The following is a 13900-nucleotide window of genomic DNA, read 5'->3' as shown; positions in this document are numbered from 1 at the left end:
GCAACCCGCCACCAAGCGAGGCCCCATCGTCATGCTGCAGATCCTCGCAAACCGCACCTATCGCCATCTGTTCCTGGCGCAGGTGATCGCGCTGATCGGAACCGGCCTCGCAACCGTCGCGCTCGGGCTTCTCGCCTATGATCTGGCCGGGGCCGAAGCGGGCGCGGTGCTCGGGACGGCGCTTGCGATCAAGATGATCGCCTATGTCGGCGTGGCGCCGATCGCCGCCGCCTTCGCCGAACGGCTTCCACGCCGTGCCATGCTCGTAAGCCTCGACCTGATACGCGCCGCCGTGGCGCTGTTCCTGCCGTTCGTGACCGAGATCTGGCAGGTCTATGTGCTGATCTTCGTGCTGCAGTCGGCCTCGGCCGCCTTTACCCCCACCTTCCAGGCGACCATTCCGGACGTGCTGCCGGATGAAAAGGAATACACCCGCGCCCTGTCGCTCTCGCGGCTTGCCTATGATCTCGAAAGCGTCGCAAGCCCGATGCTCGCTGCGGCACTTCTTACCGTCGTCAGTTTCCACGACCTGTTCGCCGGCACGGTATTCGGCTTCCTCGCCTCGGCCGCCTTCGTGGTGTCGGTCGCGCTGCCAAGCCCGAAGGCGGCGGAACGGCGCGGCATCTACGACCGCACCACGCGGGGCCTGCGCATTTATCTCGCCACACCGCGGCTCAGGGGCCTGCTCGCGCTCAACCTCGCAGTCTCGGCGGCCGGGTCGATGGTCATCGTCAACACGGTGGTGCTGGTCCAGGCCGGCTTTGGTCTCACCCAGACCGACACGGCGATCGCGCTTGCCGCCTTTGGCTGCGGCTCGATGATTGCCGCGCTGATGCTGCCACGCCTGCTCGACCGGACACCCGACCGCTTCGCGATGTTTTCCGGGGCGACGATCCTCGTCGCCGGCCTGTTCATCGGTCCGCTCGTTCCAAGTTTCGCTGCGCTGCTGCCGCTTTGGCTCGCCATCGGTCTCGGTTACTCGCTGACCCAGACGCCGTCCGGCCGGCTGCTCCGCCGCTCCGCCCAGCCCGAAGACCGGCCGGCGCTCTTTGCCGCCCAGTTCGCCCTTTCACATGCCTGCTGGCTGATCACCTATCCGCTGGCCGGTTGGCTCGGCGCTACCGCCGGTCTCGAAGTGACCTTCGTCGCGCTTGGCCTCATCGCCATCGGCGCCATCACTGCGGCCGCCCGGCTCTGGCCGGCGCCCGACCCGGACGAAATCGAGCACGTGCATCACGCGATGGCGGACGATCATCCCCATCTCGCCGGCGCGACGCGCGTCGGCAGCGGCCACCGCCACACCCATGTCTTCGTGATCGACAGCCATCACCCCGGCTGGCCGGCCCAGCAGTAGGCAACGGCGGCTACCTGGAAGCGGTGCTATTCCCGGCAAAAGTCAGGATCGCCGCATCGGCGATCTCGGCGAAACGGGCGCTCGGCCCTTCGGCGCCGCTGCTCTGCTGCGCGGCGCGCGCGCCATCGATCAGCAGCAGCAATGTGTCGCCGAGCAGTTCCGCATTGGCGATGCCGGCGCGGCGGCAGAGTTCGACGACGCGGTCGCGCTGCGCATCCTTGAAGAGCCGGATCACCTCGCGTCCGGGGTGGCCCTCATCGGTCAGCTGCACGGCGGCACTCATCATTTCACATTGGCACTTGTCCTCGCCGAGATGTTCGGCGATCCGCCGGACCCAGGCCCTGAGCTGACCGAGACCGTCACCTGGGTGCTGGTCTTCCAGTTCGCGCCAGAAGCCATCCATCTCCATGCCCGCATGGCGCAGGCATTCGACGATCAGATCGTCCTTCGAACTGAAGTGGCGGTAGAGCGTCATCTTGTTGCTGTCGGCAGCGTCGGCGATCGCATCGACGCCGGTGCCGCGAATGCCGCGGCGGCGGAAGAGATCGCGCGCAGCCTCGACGATGCGATCGCGCGGCGAACGACGGGATGGTTTGCACAAATCCGTTGTCATCGCAGTGGCCCGGCGTGAACGGCGCGGAAAATCTTGCCCCTTGACGCCCTGTCATTGGTCGATAACATGCGACGATGTTACCGACCAGTAACATTTTCGCCAGCGTGGCATATCGTGGCTCAGCCACTTGCCGCGAAAAGCTCTTCCGGAAACGGCGGCGGTAACTAGCAGAAAAATTTTTACGCGCAGTGTCGGTGGGCGCGGTCGTCAGGCGTCTTTTAGCCAGAGCGCACACCGCAGAGACTTTTAAAATTCGATAACGCTCGTGATTTGGTCGTCGTGATTAGGGCCGGACCGGCCCATCATGATCTCGTGCTGGAGCCTTACGATGCGCATGCTGGATGGGCTGAAGGCTGGGGAGACCGTCGCTGACCGCAAGGTCAGCGCGGCGCGCACATGCATGCCGAGTTTCTGCCCCGCTGCCTGCCGCGATGGTGGCGCTCCCAAAGGATCGGCCCCATGATCGACTTCTTCATCCACCGGCCGATCTTCGCGTCGGCGATCGCCATCATCATGACGCTGGCCGGCGGCATCTGCTATTTCCTGCTGCCGATCTCGCAGTTTCCCGACGTCACGCCACCGCAGATCGTCGTTGCCGCAAACTATCCGGGCGCCAGCGCCCAGGTGGTCGCCGACACCGTGACGACGCCGCTCGAACAGCAGATCAACGGCGTGCCCGGCATGCTCTACATGACCTCGACCAGCTCGAACGACGGCTCGTCGCGCATCATCATTTCCTTCGAGGTCGGCTATCCGATCGACGTCGCCGCGCTCGACGTGCAGAACCGCGTCTCGCAGGCTGCCTCCTCGCTTCCGGCCCTCGTCAACCAGACGGGCGTGACCATCGCCAAGCAGATCCCGAACTTCACCGTGCTTGTCAGCCTGGATTCGCCTGACAATTCGGTCGATTTCGCCGCGGTCAGCAACTACGCCTATCTGCAGATCCTCGATCCACTCAAACGCCTGCCGGGCGTTGGCGACGTCCAGCTGTTCGGCGAGCGCCGCTATTCGATGCGCGTGTGGCTCGATCCCGACCGCATGGCCAATCTCGGCATTACCGCCGTCGACGTCCAGAACGTCATTGCCGAGCAAAACATCCAGGTCGCCGGGGGCAAGATCGGGCAATCGCCGGCGCCGGCCGGCACGCCCTTCGAGATGCAGATCAACGCGCTTGGACGCTTGAGCGACCCGTCGCAGTTCGGCGACATCGTGCTGCGCGCCGACCAGACGACCGGGGCGACGACGCGGCTGCGCGACGTAGCGCGCATCGAACTCGGCGCGCTGCTCTATTCCTCGTCGGTCACTTTCAATGGCAAGGAAAGCGTCGTGCTTGCCGTCTTCCAGGCGCCGGGCTCCAACGCGCTCGACCTGCAAGCGCGCGTGCAGGCGAAGATGGACGAGCTGTCGCAGCGCTTCCCCGCGGGCATCGCCTACCACATGTTCTACGACACCACGCGCTTCGTCTCGGCAGCGATGAAGGATGTGGTGTTCACGCTGCTCGAGGCGCTCGCACTCGTCGTCTTCGTCGTCTTCATCTTCCTGCAAAATCTGCGCACGACGATCATCCCGACGATCGCCATACCGGTTTCGCTGATCGCGACCCTGGTCGTGATGTATCTCTTCGGCTTCTCGCTCAACATGCTGAGCCTGCTCGGCATGGTGCTCGCCATCGGGCTTGTGGTCGACGATGCAATCGTCGTCGTCGAGAATGTCGAACGCCAATTGGAGGCCGGGCTGCCGCCTCTCGAGGCCACCAAAAAGGCGATGCAGGAGGTGACGGGCCCGATCATCGCGACGACCGCGGTGCTGCTTGCCGTCTTCATCCCTGTCGCCTTCATCCCTGGCGTCGCGGGCAGCCTCTACAACCAGTTCGCGCTGACGGTCGCGATCTCCGTCGCCTTCTCCGCCTTCAATTCTCTGACCCTCAGTCCGGCGCTGAGCGCCGCGTTCCTGCGCTATCGCGGCGAACCGCGTTTTGCGGTCTTCCGCTGGTTCAACAGCGGCTTTCATGCGCTGTCGCACGGTTATGCGCGCAGCGTCGCCGGGCTCGTGCGCTGGCGCTGGGCGCTGTTTGCCGTGTTCCTCGCTGCGATCGCCTCGACCTACGCGTTATGGCAGCGCATCCCTTCGACCTTCCTGCCGGTCGAGGACCAGGGCTATTTCTTCGTCGTCATCCAGCTGCCCGACGGCGCCTCGCTCGAACGCACAGAGGCCGTCGCGCGGCGTTCGGAAGAGATCCTGCGCGGCACCGCCGGCGTCGATTTCGTCGGCTCTGTCGTCGGCTTCAACTTCCTGTCCTTTGCCGCCCAGTCGAACTCGGCCGTGCAGTTCGCCGTGCTGAAGCCATGGGACGAGCGGCCGCCCGAACAGGGCGCCTCGGCGCTGCGCGAAGCGGTCATGCCACAACTTCTGCAGATTCCGGATGCGCTGGTGCTCGCCTTCGACCCGCCATCGATCCAGGGGCTGGGCGCCACCGGTGGCTTCGAGTTCCAGGTGGAGGACCTTGCAGGCCGCAGCGCCGAGGCGCTGAACGAAGCGACGCAGGCGCTGATCGCAGAGGCGCGCAAGCAGCCGGAAATCAATCCTTACCAGCTGTTCACCACCTTCAGCACCTCGAGCCCGCAATTCGACTATGACCTCGACCGCGACAAGGCAAAGCTGCTGGGCCTGAGCCTGCCGGATATCTTCAGCACGCTGCAGATCTATTTCGGCTCGCTCTATGTCAACGACTTCAACATCTTCGGCCGCACCTTCCGCGTGACGCTGCAGGCAGACCAGGGTGCGCGGGCCTCGGCGACGGACCTGTCGCGCCTGTATGTCCGCAACACGGAAGGCGAAATGGTGCCGCTCAACACGCTCGGAACGTTCAAGCCGACGGTCGGCCCGGAGACCATCACCCACTACAACAACTACCCCTCGGCGCTGATCAACGGCGCAGCAGCGCCCGGCTTCAGCTCGAGCCAGGCTGTGGCGGCGATGGAGCGGGTGGCAAAAACGACGCTGCCCAGGGACTACACATTCGAATGGACCGGCATTACCTATCAGGAGATCCGGGCAGGCTCGATCGCCGCGCTCGTCTTTGCGCTCGCCCTCGTCTTCTGCTTCCTGATCCTGGCCGCCCAGTATGAAAGCTGGTCGATGCCTTTCATGGTGCTGCTTTCGGTGCCGCTCGCGCTTCTGGGCGCGCTCTCGGCGCTGTGGCTGCGCGGTATGCAGATCGACGTCTATTCGCAGATCGGTTTCGTGATGCTGGTCGGACTTGCCGCCAAGAACGCCATCCTGATCGTCGAGTTCGCTAGACGGCGGCGCGAGGAAGGGCTCGACGTGGTCGCGGCCGCTGCGGAAGCGGCGCGGCTGCGACTGCGGCCGATCCTGATGACGGCCTTTGCCTTCATCCTCGGCGTGCTGCCGCTGATGTATGCCAGAGGCGCTGGCGCTGCCAGCCGCCAGTCGATCGGCACCACCGTCTTCGGCGGCATGCTGGCGGCAACGATCCTCACACTCATTTTCGTCCCGGTCTTCTACGCGGTCATCGAAAAATGGCGCGAGGGCACGTCCTCGCAACCGATAGGCCAGCGCCAAGAGCCGGAGGCGGCGGAATAGGTATTGGAGCCTGACATGCGTGGTTCGAGACTGGTCCTTGCCGCAGTGGTCGTGGTCGCTGCCCTTGCTGCGGCCTATCACTACAAGAACGGCGGCTTCGAGCTGAAGGGCGGCGACGCCGGCGCGGCGGTGGGGCCGCCGCAGCAGGCCATGCCCGTTCCCGTCGCCTCGGTCGTCAAGAAAACCATTCCCATCTATCTCGATTATTCGGCGCGCACCGAAGCGATCCGCAACGTGACGCTGCGCGCCAAGATCACGGGCTATATCGAAGCGCAAGCTGCACCCGACGGCTCGGACGTGAAGGAAGGCGACCTGCTCTACCGGATCGACGCGCGCGACTATGGCGCAGCGCTCGATCAGGCGAAGGCCCAGGTCGAGCGGGACGAGGCGTCTCTCGCCTATTTGCGCTCCAACCTCAACCGCGGCAACGAACTGGCCACGACGGGTTACCTCGACAAGGACAGCTTCGATCAGCGCCAGAGTGCTGTGCACCAGGCCGAAGCGGCACTGGAGATGTCGCGGGCGGCGGTGCGCACCGCCGAGATCAATTTCGACTACACCGAAATCCGCGCGCCTTTTGCTGGCCGTCTCGGCCGCGACCAGGCGCCGGAGGGAACGCTCGTCAGCAACACCGCGGGAACGCCCCTCAACAACCTCGTGCAGCTTTCGCCGATCTACGTCTCCTTCAACCCGAGCGAAACGGAGCTCGCCGACATCCAGAAGGCACGGGCAAAGGGCAAGGTGGAGGCGGAAGTGCTTCTGCCCGACGACAAGGAACCGCGCTATCGCGGCGAGCTCAGCTTCATCAACAACACCGTCGAGGGCAACACCGGAACGGTGGTGGCGCGTGTGACCATCGACAACACGGATCTCTCCTTGCTGCCCGGCCAATATGTTCGCGTCCGGCTGAAGATCCGCGACGAAACGAACGTGCTGATGGTGCCGGAAACGGCGCTCGGCTCGAGCCAGCTCGGCAAGTACATCTATGTCGTCGGCAAGGGGGAAACCGTCGAGCAGCGGCTCGTCACTCTCGGGCCGACGAGCGGCGATCTCATCGGCCTGACGTCAGGGGTTTCGGAGGGCGACCAGGTGATCGCCGGAAACCTGCAGAAGATTTTCCCGGGCGCACCGGTCAAACCGATGCCGGCCGAACAGGCGCAGAAGTAGGCCAAGTACCGGCCCGGGCTATGTCTTTTTCAGGATCGGGAAGACCATTCCGAACGTGATGACAGCGATGGCGAGGACCTGAAGCAGCGTCGGGACTTCACCGAGAACGACGACCCCCGCCGCGGTCGTCGTCACCGGGACGCACGGCATGAACAGCGACGCAGGCTGCGGGCCCAATTGACGAATGACATAGGTGTAGAGAACGCTCGCGAGCGCGCCGGCGAGGAAGCCCTGGATCACAAACTGCGTGGCAATCTCGGCGAACGGGGCGGTGGCAAATCCGCTCGGCGCCAGGATGTGCAACAAGGGCAATGGCAGGCAGGAGAAGAAGACGACAGCGATCGTCGCCGTGACGGCATCGACCGACCATAGCCGCACCAGCACCGCATAGGCCGCGAACATGACCCCTGATACGGCAAACAAAAGATCGCCGCGCAGCGTTTCCCCATCCCCAACGCCCGACTGGACGACGAACACCAGAAGGCCGGCAATGACCGTGGCGATACCGGCAAGGCGCACGCCGGAGACCTTGTCCTTGAAGACGACGCGCGAGAACAGGACCGAGAAGAAGACGATTACGGCTGGAGAGAGCGCGGCCGCATGGGCCGCCGGTGCCAGTGCCAGCCCCTGATTGATGATCAGCGGGTAAGGCAGCCCCGTCAACAGCGCCAACACAGCGGCCTTCCGCCAGCCGAGTTGGCTCAGCCTCGGTATGCCGATCCCCAGGAGCACCGGCAGGAACGCAAGGGCAGCGCCCGAGAACCGCAGGCTGACGATGTCGGCTGGCGTCAGATGCGCGCGCAGACTGAATCTTGCGGCGACAAACTGAACGGTGGTGATGGCGACGACCGCCAATCCTGCGAGGATAGCGAGCCGCCGGCGACTGGCACTGTCATCGAACGTCATATCATCAGCGCTTGCAGCCATGGCGATTACCCCTCATTCTCCGCCTGCGATATGCGCATGCTATCGCCGCATTCAGTGCGTCTGAATATGCTGATTGCAGATACTTTGCGTGATATTCACTCTACTGAGGATCGTTCAGCGTGAAGAATGAAATTCCGGGTCTCGACACCATCGACCGAACCCTGCTGAGGTTGCTTCAGGAAGACGGCCGGCGCACCACGCTAGAGCTCGCAGGCCGGGTGGGCCTGTCGCCGACCGGCGCCAGCCAGCGCGTCAAGCGCCTCTTCCGCGAGGGTTATGTGAAGGCCGTGCGCGCGATCCTCGATCCGAAGAAGATCGGCCGGGGCACCGTCGTCTTCATCCAGGTGCGCCTTGACCATACCGCCCCCCATATCTTCGAGCGCTTCTCCGAGGCGGTTGCAAAGGCGCCGGAAGTTCTGGAATGCCACATGGTGATCGGCGGCTTCGATTATCTGGTGAAGGCGCGCATTGCCGACATGTCGCTGTTCCAGGATTTTCTCGAACGGGTCATCCTGCCCCTCCCCGGCGTCCGGGAGACGCACACCTACGCCTCGGTCGGCGACGTCAAGCCGGACGCGCTGCTGCCGATCTGACGCCTTGAGCGACTAGCGAGCTAGCGCGCGCAAGCCGCAAACCCCTTCGTCACAGGGTGCAGTCTTCGCCCGGCACGGCCGCCCTAAAACCCAGGAGCGCGCCGAGCGTCGAGCGTTTTTCGACGAGATCCGCAAGCGTGTACTTGTCGAAGACCGCGACGAAGGCGGCCGTGGCTTCCGAAAGGACGGACGGCAGGCTGCAGGCGGGTGCGATGCGGCAGCCCCGGCAGTCGATCAGATCCGCCAGTTCCTCCGTGTGGCGGAGGAGAGCGCCGAGATTGATTTCGTTTGCAGCCCTTGCAAGCCTGATACCGCCGTTGCGGCCGCGCACGGCCTCCAGAAACCCCGCATTCGCGAGGTCTTGAACCACTTTCATCATATGGTTCTGCGAGACCGAGAAGGTATCGGATATCCCCCGGATGGAGCTGAGCCCCGCCGGCTGTGAGCCCAGATAGATCATCAGGCGCATCGCATAGTCGGTGTATTTCGTGAGCCTCATTGCGGGTCTGCGTCAAAAAGTCCGTTCAAAAAACATGCATTTGATTAGCATCTTTGATCGCGAGCGAATAGATGCATTTCAGATACATCTTTAAGGGTCATTTGCGATGACCGCGCGAACGGCAGTCGGAACTGAGATCAGAATGATCGTCGAAGACTTCTACGGCGAAGCCCGCATCGACAGGATTTCGAGCGCGGGATGCGTTGCCGCGAGGGACTGGGACACAGCCCCCGATCACCGGCCCATCGAAATGCCGGATGCATTTCCAGGATCACCAACCTGCCCTCACTGATACGTCCCACCGAAAGGAAAGATCATGCCGAAACCACTCTCCCCCGAGACTGTCCAGATCGTGAAGGCCAGCGCTCCGGCGCTCGCGGCCCATGGAGCGGACATCACGAAAAGCATGTATGCCCGCCTCTTCCAAGACGATCACATCCGCGCGCTGTTCAACCACGCCAATCAGGGCGAAGGCGGTTCACAGGTGAACGCGCTTGCGGCCGCCATTCTCGCCTACGCGCAGAATATCGATAATCTCGGCGTGCTCGGCCCGGTCGTCGAACGGATCGCCCAAAAGCATATCGGCTACCACATCCTCCCCGAGCACTATCCCTTTGTTGCCACGGCTCTTCTCGCCGCCGTCGAGGATGTGCTCGGAACTGCGGCGACCCCTGAGCTCCTGAACGCATGGGGCGAGGCCTATTGGTTCCTCGCCGACATTCTCAAGGAGCGCGAAGCCACCATCCGCGACGAGCTGATGGCGCGCTCGGGCGGATGGAACGGCTGGAGAGATTTCGTCATCGCCTCAAAAATTCGCGAAAGCGACGTCGTCACCTCGTTTATCCTGAAACCCAAGGACGGCGGTCGCGTTGTGCGCCACAGACCCGGGCAATACCTGACGTTTCGCTTCCAACTGGACAATGGCCTGGAGATCAAGCGCAACTACTCGATCTCCAGCGGCCCAAACGACAGCTTCTACCGCATCTCCGTGAAGCGCGAAGCACAGGGACAAGGCGGATCGCGATATCTCCACGATCAGGCAACCGTCGGCACCGTCTTGAGCGCGACCCCGCCGGCTGGCGACTTTTTCCTCCCCGAAGCGCCGGCGGCACCGGTCGTGTTGCTGTCGGGTGGCGTTGGCCTGACGCCCATGGTCAGCATTCTCGAGACGATCGCCGAGGAACATCCAAACCTCGAGGCGCACTTCGTCCACGGCGCGCTGAACAGCGGCACGCATGCCATGGATCGGCATGTTCGCGAACTCGCCGATGCCCATGGCAAGATCACGATCAGTAGCTTTTACAGCGCGCCTGCGAACGGGGATGCTGTCGGGCTGTCGCACGACTTCGACGGCTTCATCACGGCGGAATGGCTTCGCAACCACACGCCCATCGCCAATGCCGAATTCTATCTCTGTGGCCCCAAACCGTTCCTTCGGGCGCTTGTCCCGGCTCTTGCCCGGGAAGGCGTTTCCAGCGAGCGGGTTCACTACGAATTCTTCGGCCCAGCCGACGAACTCATTGCAGCCTAAGGCACCCTCGGTCGCTTTTCACGGGCTTAATGCCCCCAATGCCGTGGCGCGACCTTCGCGCCGCGGCAAAGCCGATCTTCGCCGAGGATCTGGCAGTCCCGGCTGTGCGTGAGCGCCATCCGAAAGATCGTCCTTGCTTTCGGACCGGCCATGCTGCATTGCAAAAAGAGCCGACACGGCAGGTCAAGCTTGGTCAGAATGCGGTCGTGGCATGCAGCACAGCAGACTAAACGTCCTGGTTATTGACGAGAACCGCATCCGCGCCGCCATCATCGAGGACGGGCTGCGCGACGCGGGCTATGACCAGGTCACCGTCATCGACAACATGCATAGTCTTGCGCGACGCATCGCCGATCTCAATCCCGACGTCATCGTCATCGATCTCGAAAACCCGAACCGCGACATGCTGGAGAGCATGTTCCAGCTTTCGCGCGCGGTCAGGCGCCCTATCGCCATGTTCGTCGACAAGTCCGACGAGGCCTCCATCGAGGCGGCGGTCGAAGCCGGGGTCTCTGCCTACATCGTCGACGGCCTGAAGCAGGAACGGGTGCGCCCCATCCTGAAGATGGCGATCAGCCGCTTCAACGCCTTCTCCCGCCTCAACCGCGAACTCGAGGAGACACGCGGCGAACTGGAAAACCGCAAGGTGATCGATCGCGCCAAGGGGCTGCTGATGCGCTCGCGCGGGCTTTCCGAAGAAGAGGCCTATGCACTGCTGCGGCGGACGGCGATGAACCAGAACCGCAAGATCGTCGAGATCGCCCAAAGCCTCGTCACGGCGGCGAGCCTGCTCGATCCGGGAGGAAAGGAATGACGACGCGCCACGCCATCACCGCCGGTTTCGTGCCGCTGCTCGACAGTGCGCTGCTCGTCGTCGCCCGCGAGATGGGCTTTGCCGAGGAACAGGGGATCGACCTGACCCTTTTGCGCGAACGTTCCTGGGCAAGCATCCGCGACCGGCTTGCGGTTCGCCATGTCGATGTCGCGCATATTCTCGGGCCGATGCCGATCGCCGGCAATCTCGGTCTCAATGTGCCGGCGCCTGAAATGATCGTGCCGATGGCGCTGGGTCTCGGCGGCAATGCGGTGACTGTGTCTCCGGCGCTCTGGCAAAGGATGGCGGAAAACGGCGCGACCACGGATCTCGATGCGCGCGCGAACGGTGCAGCCCTGCGCAAGACGATCGATGCGCAGATGGGCGCGCCGTTGCGCTTTGCAGTCGTGCACCCCTATTCCGGGCACAATTACGAACTGCGCTACTGGCTGGCGGCGAGCGGCATCGATCCGGACCGTGATATCGAGATCGTCGTGCTGCCGCCGCCCGATATGGGCGATGCGCTCGCCGAAGGCGTGATCGACGGCTATTGCGCCGGCGAGCCCTGGAACACCTTCGGCGTGCTTCGCCGCGGCGCGCATCTCGCCACCGTCAAGGCAGCGATCTGGCGGTCCAGCCCGGAAAAGGTCCTTGGCGTCAACGCCCGGTGGGGGCAAGCCAATCCGGAGGCCATGGCCGCCTTGCTCGTGGCGCTTCATCTGGCCTCGCTCTGGTGCGCCCGCCCGGAAAACCACGAGACGCTCGCGACCCTTCTGGCAAGGCCCGCTTATGTGGAGCGCGACGCCGAACTGCTTCTTCCCGCCCTCAAGGGCACCCTGCCGGTCGGCGGTGGCGAGGTCCGGGCCGTCAGCGACTTCTTCGTTCCGAACGCCAAGGCAGCGACCTTCCCCTGGAAGAGCCATGCCCTCTGGTTCTACACCCAGATGGTGCGCTGGCGGCAGATCGAGCATACGGCCGAGCGCCAGCGCATCGCCGCGGAAACCTATCGCCCGGACATCTACCGCGCCGCCCTGAAGCACCTTGGCATCGCCATGCCGTCGGCAAGCGCCAAGGTGGAAGGCGCCTTGACCGTGGAAACCCCGGTTGGCTCGTCGGGCGCCCTGACGCTTGGGCCCGATGGTTTCTTCGACGGCGGACGCTTCGATCCCGACGACCTCGATGCCTATATCGCGGCCCAGTCTGCGGGCTGAATGCGCGACGCCTAATTTATGCGCATTGCACAAAAAATGGCTTCGCACTGCACCAAGGAATGTCACCAACCGGGATGACGTCAGGCCGCCAATTCCACTTTTTCTTTTAGATCAATAGCTTGCCAAAACTGGCACGCTGATTGCTTTTCTTATTGCAGGCCCTCAGGCCAAGAGATCGGCGTCCAACGACGGGCGCCCCACCAGCAAAGCCGCTGATCAGGACTGCGCACACGGGGCAAACCGTGTCGGGCATACCTGGCCAGCGGCTTTTTGTTTTTCACCCCCAAGATGGAGCGGCACGACCTCGTCGGGCCTCGGAGAAGCCATGTCTGAGAACAAGCAGCCATTATCCGCCAGCGAACCCGCCACGGCTTTGTGGATGTCCACTTTTGCCTTCACCATCTGTTTCGCCGTCTGGACGATCTTCGCCATCATCGGCATCCGCATCAAGCAGGACCTCGCGCTGACCGAAGCGCAGTTCGGCCTCTTGGTCGGCACACCCATCCTCACCGGCTCGCTGGTGCGCATCCTGCTCGGCGTCTGGACGGGGCGCTATGGCGGGCGCCTCGTCTACACGCTCACTATGCTGGCCGCAGCCCTTGCGACCTTTCTGCTCACCTACGCCACAACCTATCCGCAGATGCTGCTCGCCGGCCTCGGCATCGGTCTTGCCGGCGGCTCGTTCGCGGTCGGCGTCGCCTATGTCTCGCCCTTCTTCCCGCCGGAAAAGCAGGGTACGGCGCTTGGCATCTTCGGCGCCGGCAATGTCGGCGCGGCGGTGACGAAATTCCTGGCGCCCTTCGTCCTCATCGCCTGGGGCTGGCAGACGGTTGCCGAGATCTGGGCGGCCGCACTCGTCGTCACGGCGCTCGTCTTCTGGTTCACGACCAGCGACGATCCGGCCTTCCGCAGCCGCCGCGAGCGCCAGGCGCCGAAGCGCAGCCTGCTCCAGGAATTCGCCCCGCTGAAGAACGCGCAGGTCTGGCGTTTCTCGCTCTACTATTTCTTCGCCTTCGGCGGTTTCGTCGCCCTCTCGCTCTGGCTGCCGCGTTATCTCGTCGGCGTCTACGGTTTCGATATCGCCGTGGCCGGCATGGTCGCAGCCGCCTACTCCATCCCCGGCAGCGTCTTCCGCGCCTTCGGCGGCATGCTTTCCGACCGCAAGGGCGCGCGCAGCGTCATGTACTGGATGCTCGGCATCTCGGCGGTGGCAACGCTGATCCTGTCGCTGCCCGCCGCCGGCGAAGGCCACAGCTTCGGCATCACGCCTGCCGTCTTCATCGTCACGGTCTTCGTGCTCGGCTTCGTCATGAGCCTCGGCAAGGCCGCCGTCTACAAGCACATCCCGGCCTATTACCCGGACAATGTCGGCGCGGTCGGCGGCATCGTCGGCATGGTCGGCGGGCTCGGCGGCTTCGTGCTGCCGATCGCCTTCGGCCTGCTCAAGGATGCGACCGGCCTTTGGTCGAGCTGCTTCCTGCTTCTCTTCGCCGTCGTCGTCGCATCGCTCCTGTGGATGCATCTCTCGATCCGTCAGATGGAACGCCGTGCGCCCACCCTGCCGACGGCTGCAGCCGCGTAAACAGAC

At 63.9% G+C, this 13900-nt stretch carries 11 protein-coding genes; 8 read left to right on the top strand and 3 right to left on the bottom strand.

All coding sequences use genetic code 11. The annotated features are described in order from the left end of the window. The first annotated feature begins 31 nt into the window (after positions 1-31). On the top strand, positions 32-1354 hold the full coding sequence (locus tag OKW20_RS10510) for an MFS transporter (protein WP_429172019.1): 1323 nt from the start codon (positions 32-34) through the stop codon (positions 1352-1354). A gap of 10 nt (positions 1355-1364) precedes the next feature. Here the strand turns inward: OKW20_RS10510 and OKW20_RS10505 are convergent, their stop codons facing one another. Further along, the gene (locus OKW20_RS10505) at positions 1365-1967 is read right to left on the bottom strand and encodes a TetR/AcrR family transcriptional regulator (protein ID WP_043611120.1); all 603 of its coding nucleotides are present in this window, start codon (positions 1965-1967) and stop codon (positions 1365-1367) included. 459 nt (positions 1968-2426) lie between these two features. Here OKW20_RS10505 and OKW20_RS10500 point away from each other — a divergent pair, with 459 nt between their 5' ends. Both OKW20_RS10500 and OKW20_RS10495 read left to right on the top strand, forming a co-directional pair. After that, complete coding sequence (locus OKW20_RS10500) at positions 2427-5570, top strand: efflux RND transporter permease subunit (protein ID WP_043611165.1); 3144 nt, start codon at positions 2427-2429, stop codon at positions 5568-5570. A 15-nt stretch (positions 5571-5585) separates the two neighbouring features. Next, entirely contained in the window at positions 5586-6737 is a 1152-nt protein-coding gene (locus OKW20_RS10495; RefSeq protein ID WP_429172016.1) for an efflux RND transporter periplasmic adaptor subunit, read from the top strand. A gap of 18 nt (positions 6738-6755) precedes the next feature. Here OKW20_RS10495 and OKW20_RS10490 read toward each other — a convergent pair whose 3' ends face one another. Further along, positions 6756-7643 (bottom strand): DMT family transporter, encoded by an 888-nt coding sequence (locus OKW20_RS10490; RefSeq protein ID WP_429172334.1) that lies wholly within the window; start codon positions 7641-7643, stop codon positions 6756-6758. Positions 7644-7795: 152 nt separating this feature from the next. On the opposite strand from OKW20_RS10490, the gene OKW20_RS10485 reads away from it, so the two are divergent. Then, complete coding sequence (locus OKW20_RS10485; protein WP_052201531.1) at positions 7796-8257, top strand: Lrp/AsnC family transcriptional regulator; 462 nt, start codon at positions 7796-7798, stop codon at positions 8255-8257. Positions 8258-8306: 49 nt separating this feature from the next. Here the strand turns inward: OKW20_RS10485 and OKW20_RS10480 are convergent, their stop codons facing one another. Continuing rightward, on the bottom strand, positions 8307-8756 hold the full coding sequence (locus OKW20_RS10480) for an Rrf2 family transcriptional regulator (RefSeq protein WP_052201528.1): 450 nt from the start codon (positions 8754-8756) through the stop codon (positions 8307-8309). 316 nt (positions 8757-9072) lie between these two features. On the opposite strand from OKW20_RS10480, the gene hmpA reads away from it, so the two are divergent. The 4 genes from hmpA to OKW20_RS10460 all read left to right on the top strand — a co-directional run bounded on the left by hmpA (position 9073) and on the right by OKW20_RS10460 (position 13894). Beyond that, entirely contained in the window at positions 9073-10287 is a 1215-nt protein-coding gene (gene hmpA / locus OKW20_RS10475) for an NO-inducible flavohemoprotein (RefSeq protein ID WP_043611125.1), read from the top strand. A gap of 211 nt (positions 10288-10498) precedes the next feature. Continuing rightward, on the top strand, positions 10499-11101 hold the full coding sequence (locus OKW20_RS10470; protein ID WP_429117850.1) for an ANTAR domain-containing response regulator: 603 nt from the start codon (positions 10499-10501) through the stop codon (positions 11099-11101). Further along, positions 11098-12312, top strand: a complete 1215-nt coding sequence (locus OKW20_RS10465; protein ID WP_429172013.1) for a CmpA/NrtA family ABC transporter substrate-binding protein — start codon at positions 11098-11100, stop codon at positions 12310-12312. The genes OKW20_RS10470 and OKW20_RS10465 overlap by 4 nt, the downstream gene beginning before the upstream one ends. Before the next feature lie 325 nt (positions 12313-12637). Continuing rightward, the gene (locus OKW20_RS10460) at positions 12638-13894 is read left to right on the top strand and encodes an MFS transporter (RefSeq protein WP_429172011.1); all 1257 of its coding nucleotides are present in this window, start codon (positions 12638-12640) and stop codon (positions 13892-13894) included. Positions 13895-13900: the final 6 nt, after the last annotated feature.

This window comes from Ensifer sp. LBL, from assembly GCF_050435225.1.
Lineage (GTDB): Bacteria > Pseudomonadota > Alphaproteobacteria > Rhizobiales > Rhizobiaceae > Ensifer.
Note: the sequence above shows the minus strand (reverse complement) of the source record. Positions and strands in the feature narration are given on the sequence as shown.

Bases quoted from the DNA above. Each gene is read 5' to 3' on its own strand.
- OKW20_RS10510 (WP_429172019.1), top strand. From the start codon at position 32: ATGCTGCAGATCCTCGCAAACCGCACCTATCGCCATCTGTTCCTGGCG.
- OKW20_RS10505 (WP_043611120.1), bottom strand. From the start codon at position 1,967: ATGACAACGGATTTGTGCAAACCATCCCGTCGTTCGCCGCGCGATCGC.
- OKW20_RS10500 (WP_043611165.1), top strand. From the start codon at position 2,427: ATGATCGACTTCTTCATCCACCGGCCGATCTTCGCGTCGGCGATCGCC.
- OKW20_RS10495 (WP_429172016.1), top strand. From the start codon at position 5,586: ATGCGTGGTTCGAGACTGGTCCTTGCCGCAGTGGTCGTGGTCGCTGCC.
- OKW20_RS10490 (WP_429172334.1), bottom strand. From the start codon at position 7,643: ATGACGTTCGATGACAGTGCCAGTCGCCGGCGGCTCGCTATCCTCGCA.
- OKW20_RS10480 (WP_052201528.1), bottom strand. From the start codon at position 8,756: ATGAGGCTCACGAAATACACCGACTATGCGATGCGCCTGATGATCTAT.
- hmpA (WP_043611125.1), top strand. From the start codon at position 9,073: ATGCCGAAACCACTCTCCCCCGAGACTGTCCAGATCGTGAAGGCCAGC.
- OKW20_RS10470 (WP_429117850.1), top strand. From the start codon at position 10,499: ATGCAGCACAGCAGACTAAACGTCCTGGTTATTGACGAGAACCGCATC.
- OKW20_RS10465 (WP_429172013.1), top strand. From the start codon at position 11,098: ATGACGACGCGCCACGCCATCACCGCCGGTTTCGTGCCGCTGCTCGAC.
- OKW20_RS10460 (WP_429172011.1), top strand. From the start codon at position 12,638: ATGTCTGAGAACAAGCAGCCATTATCCGCCAGCGAACCCGCCACGGCT.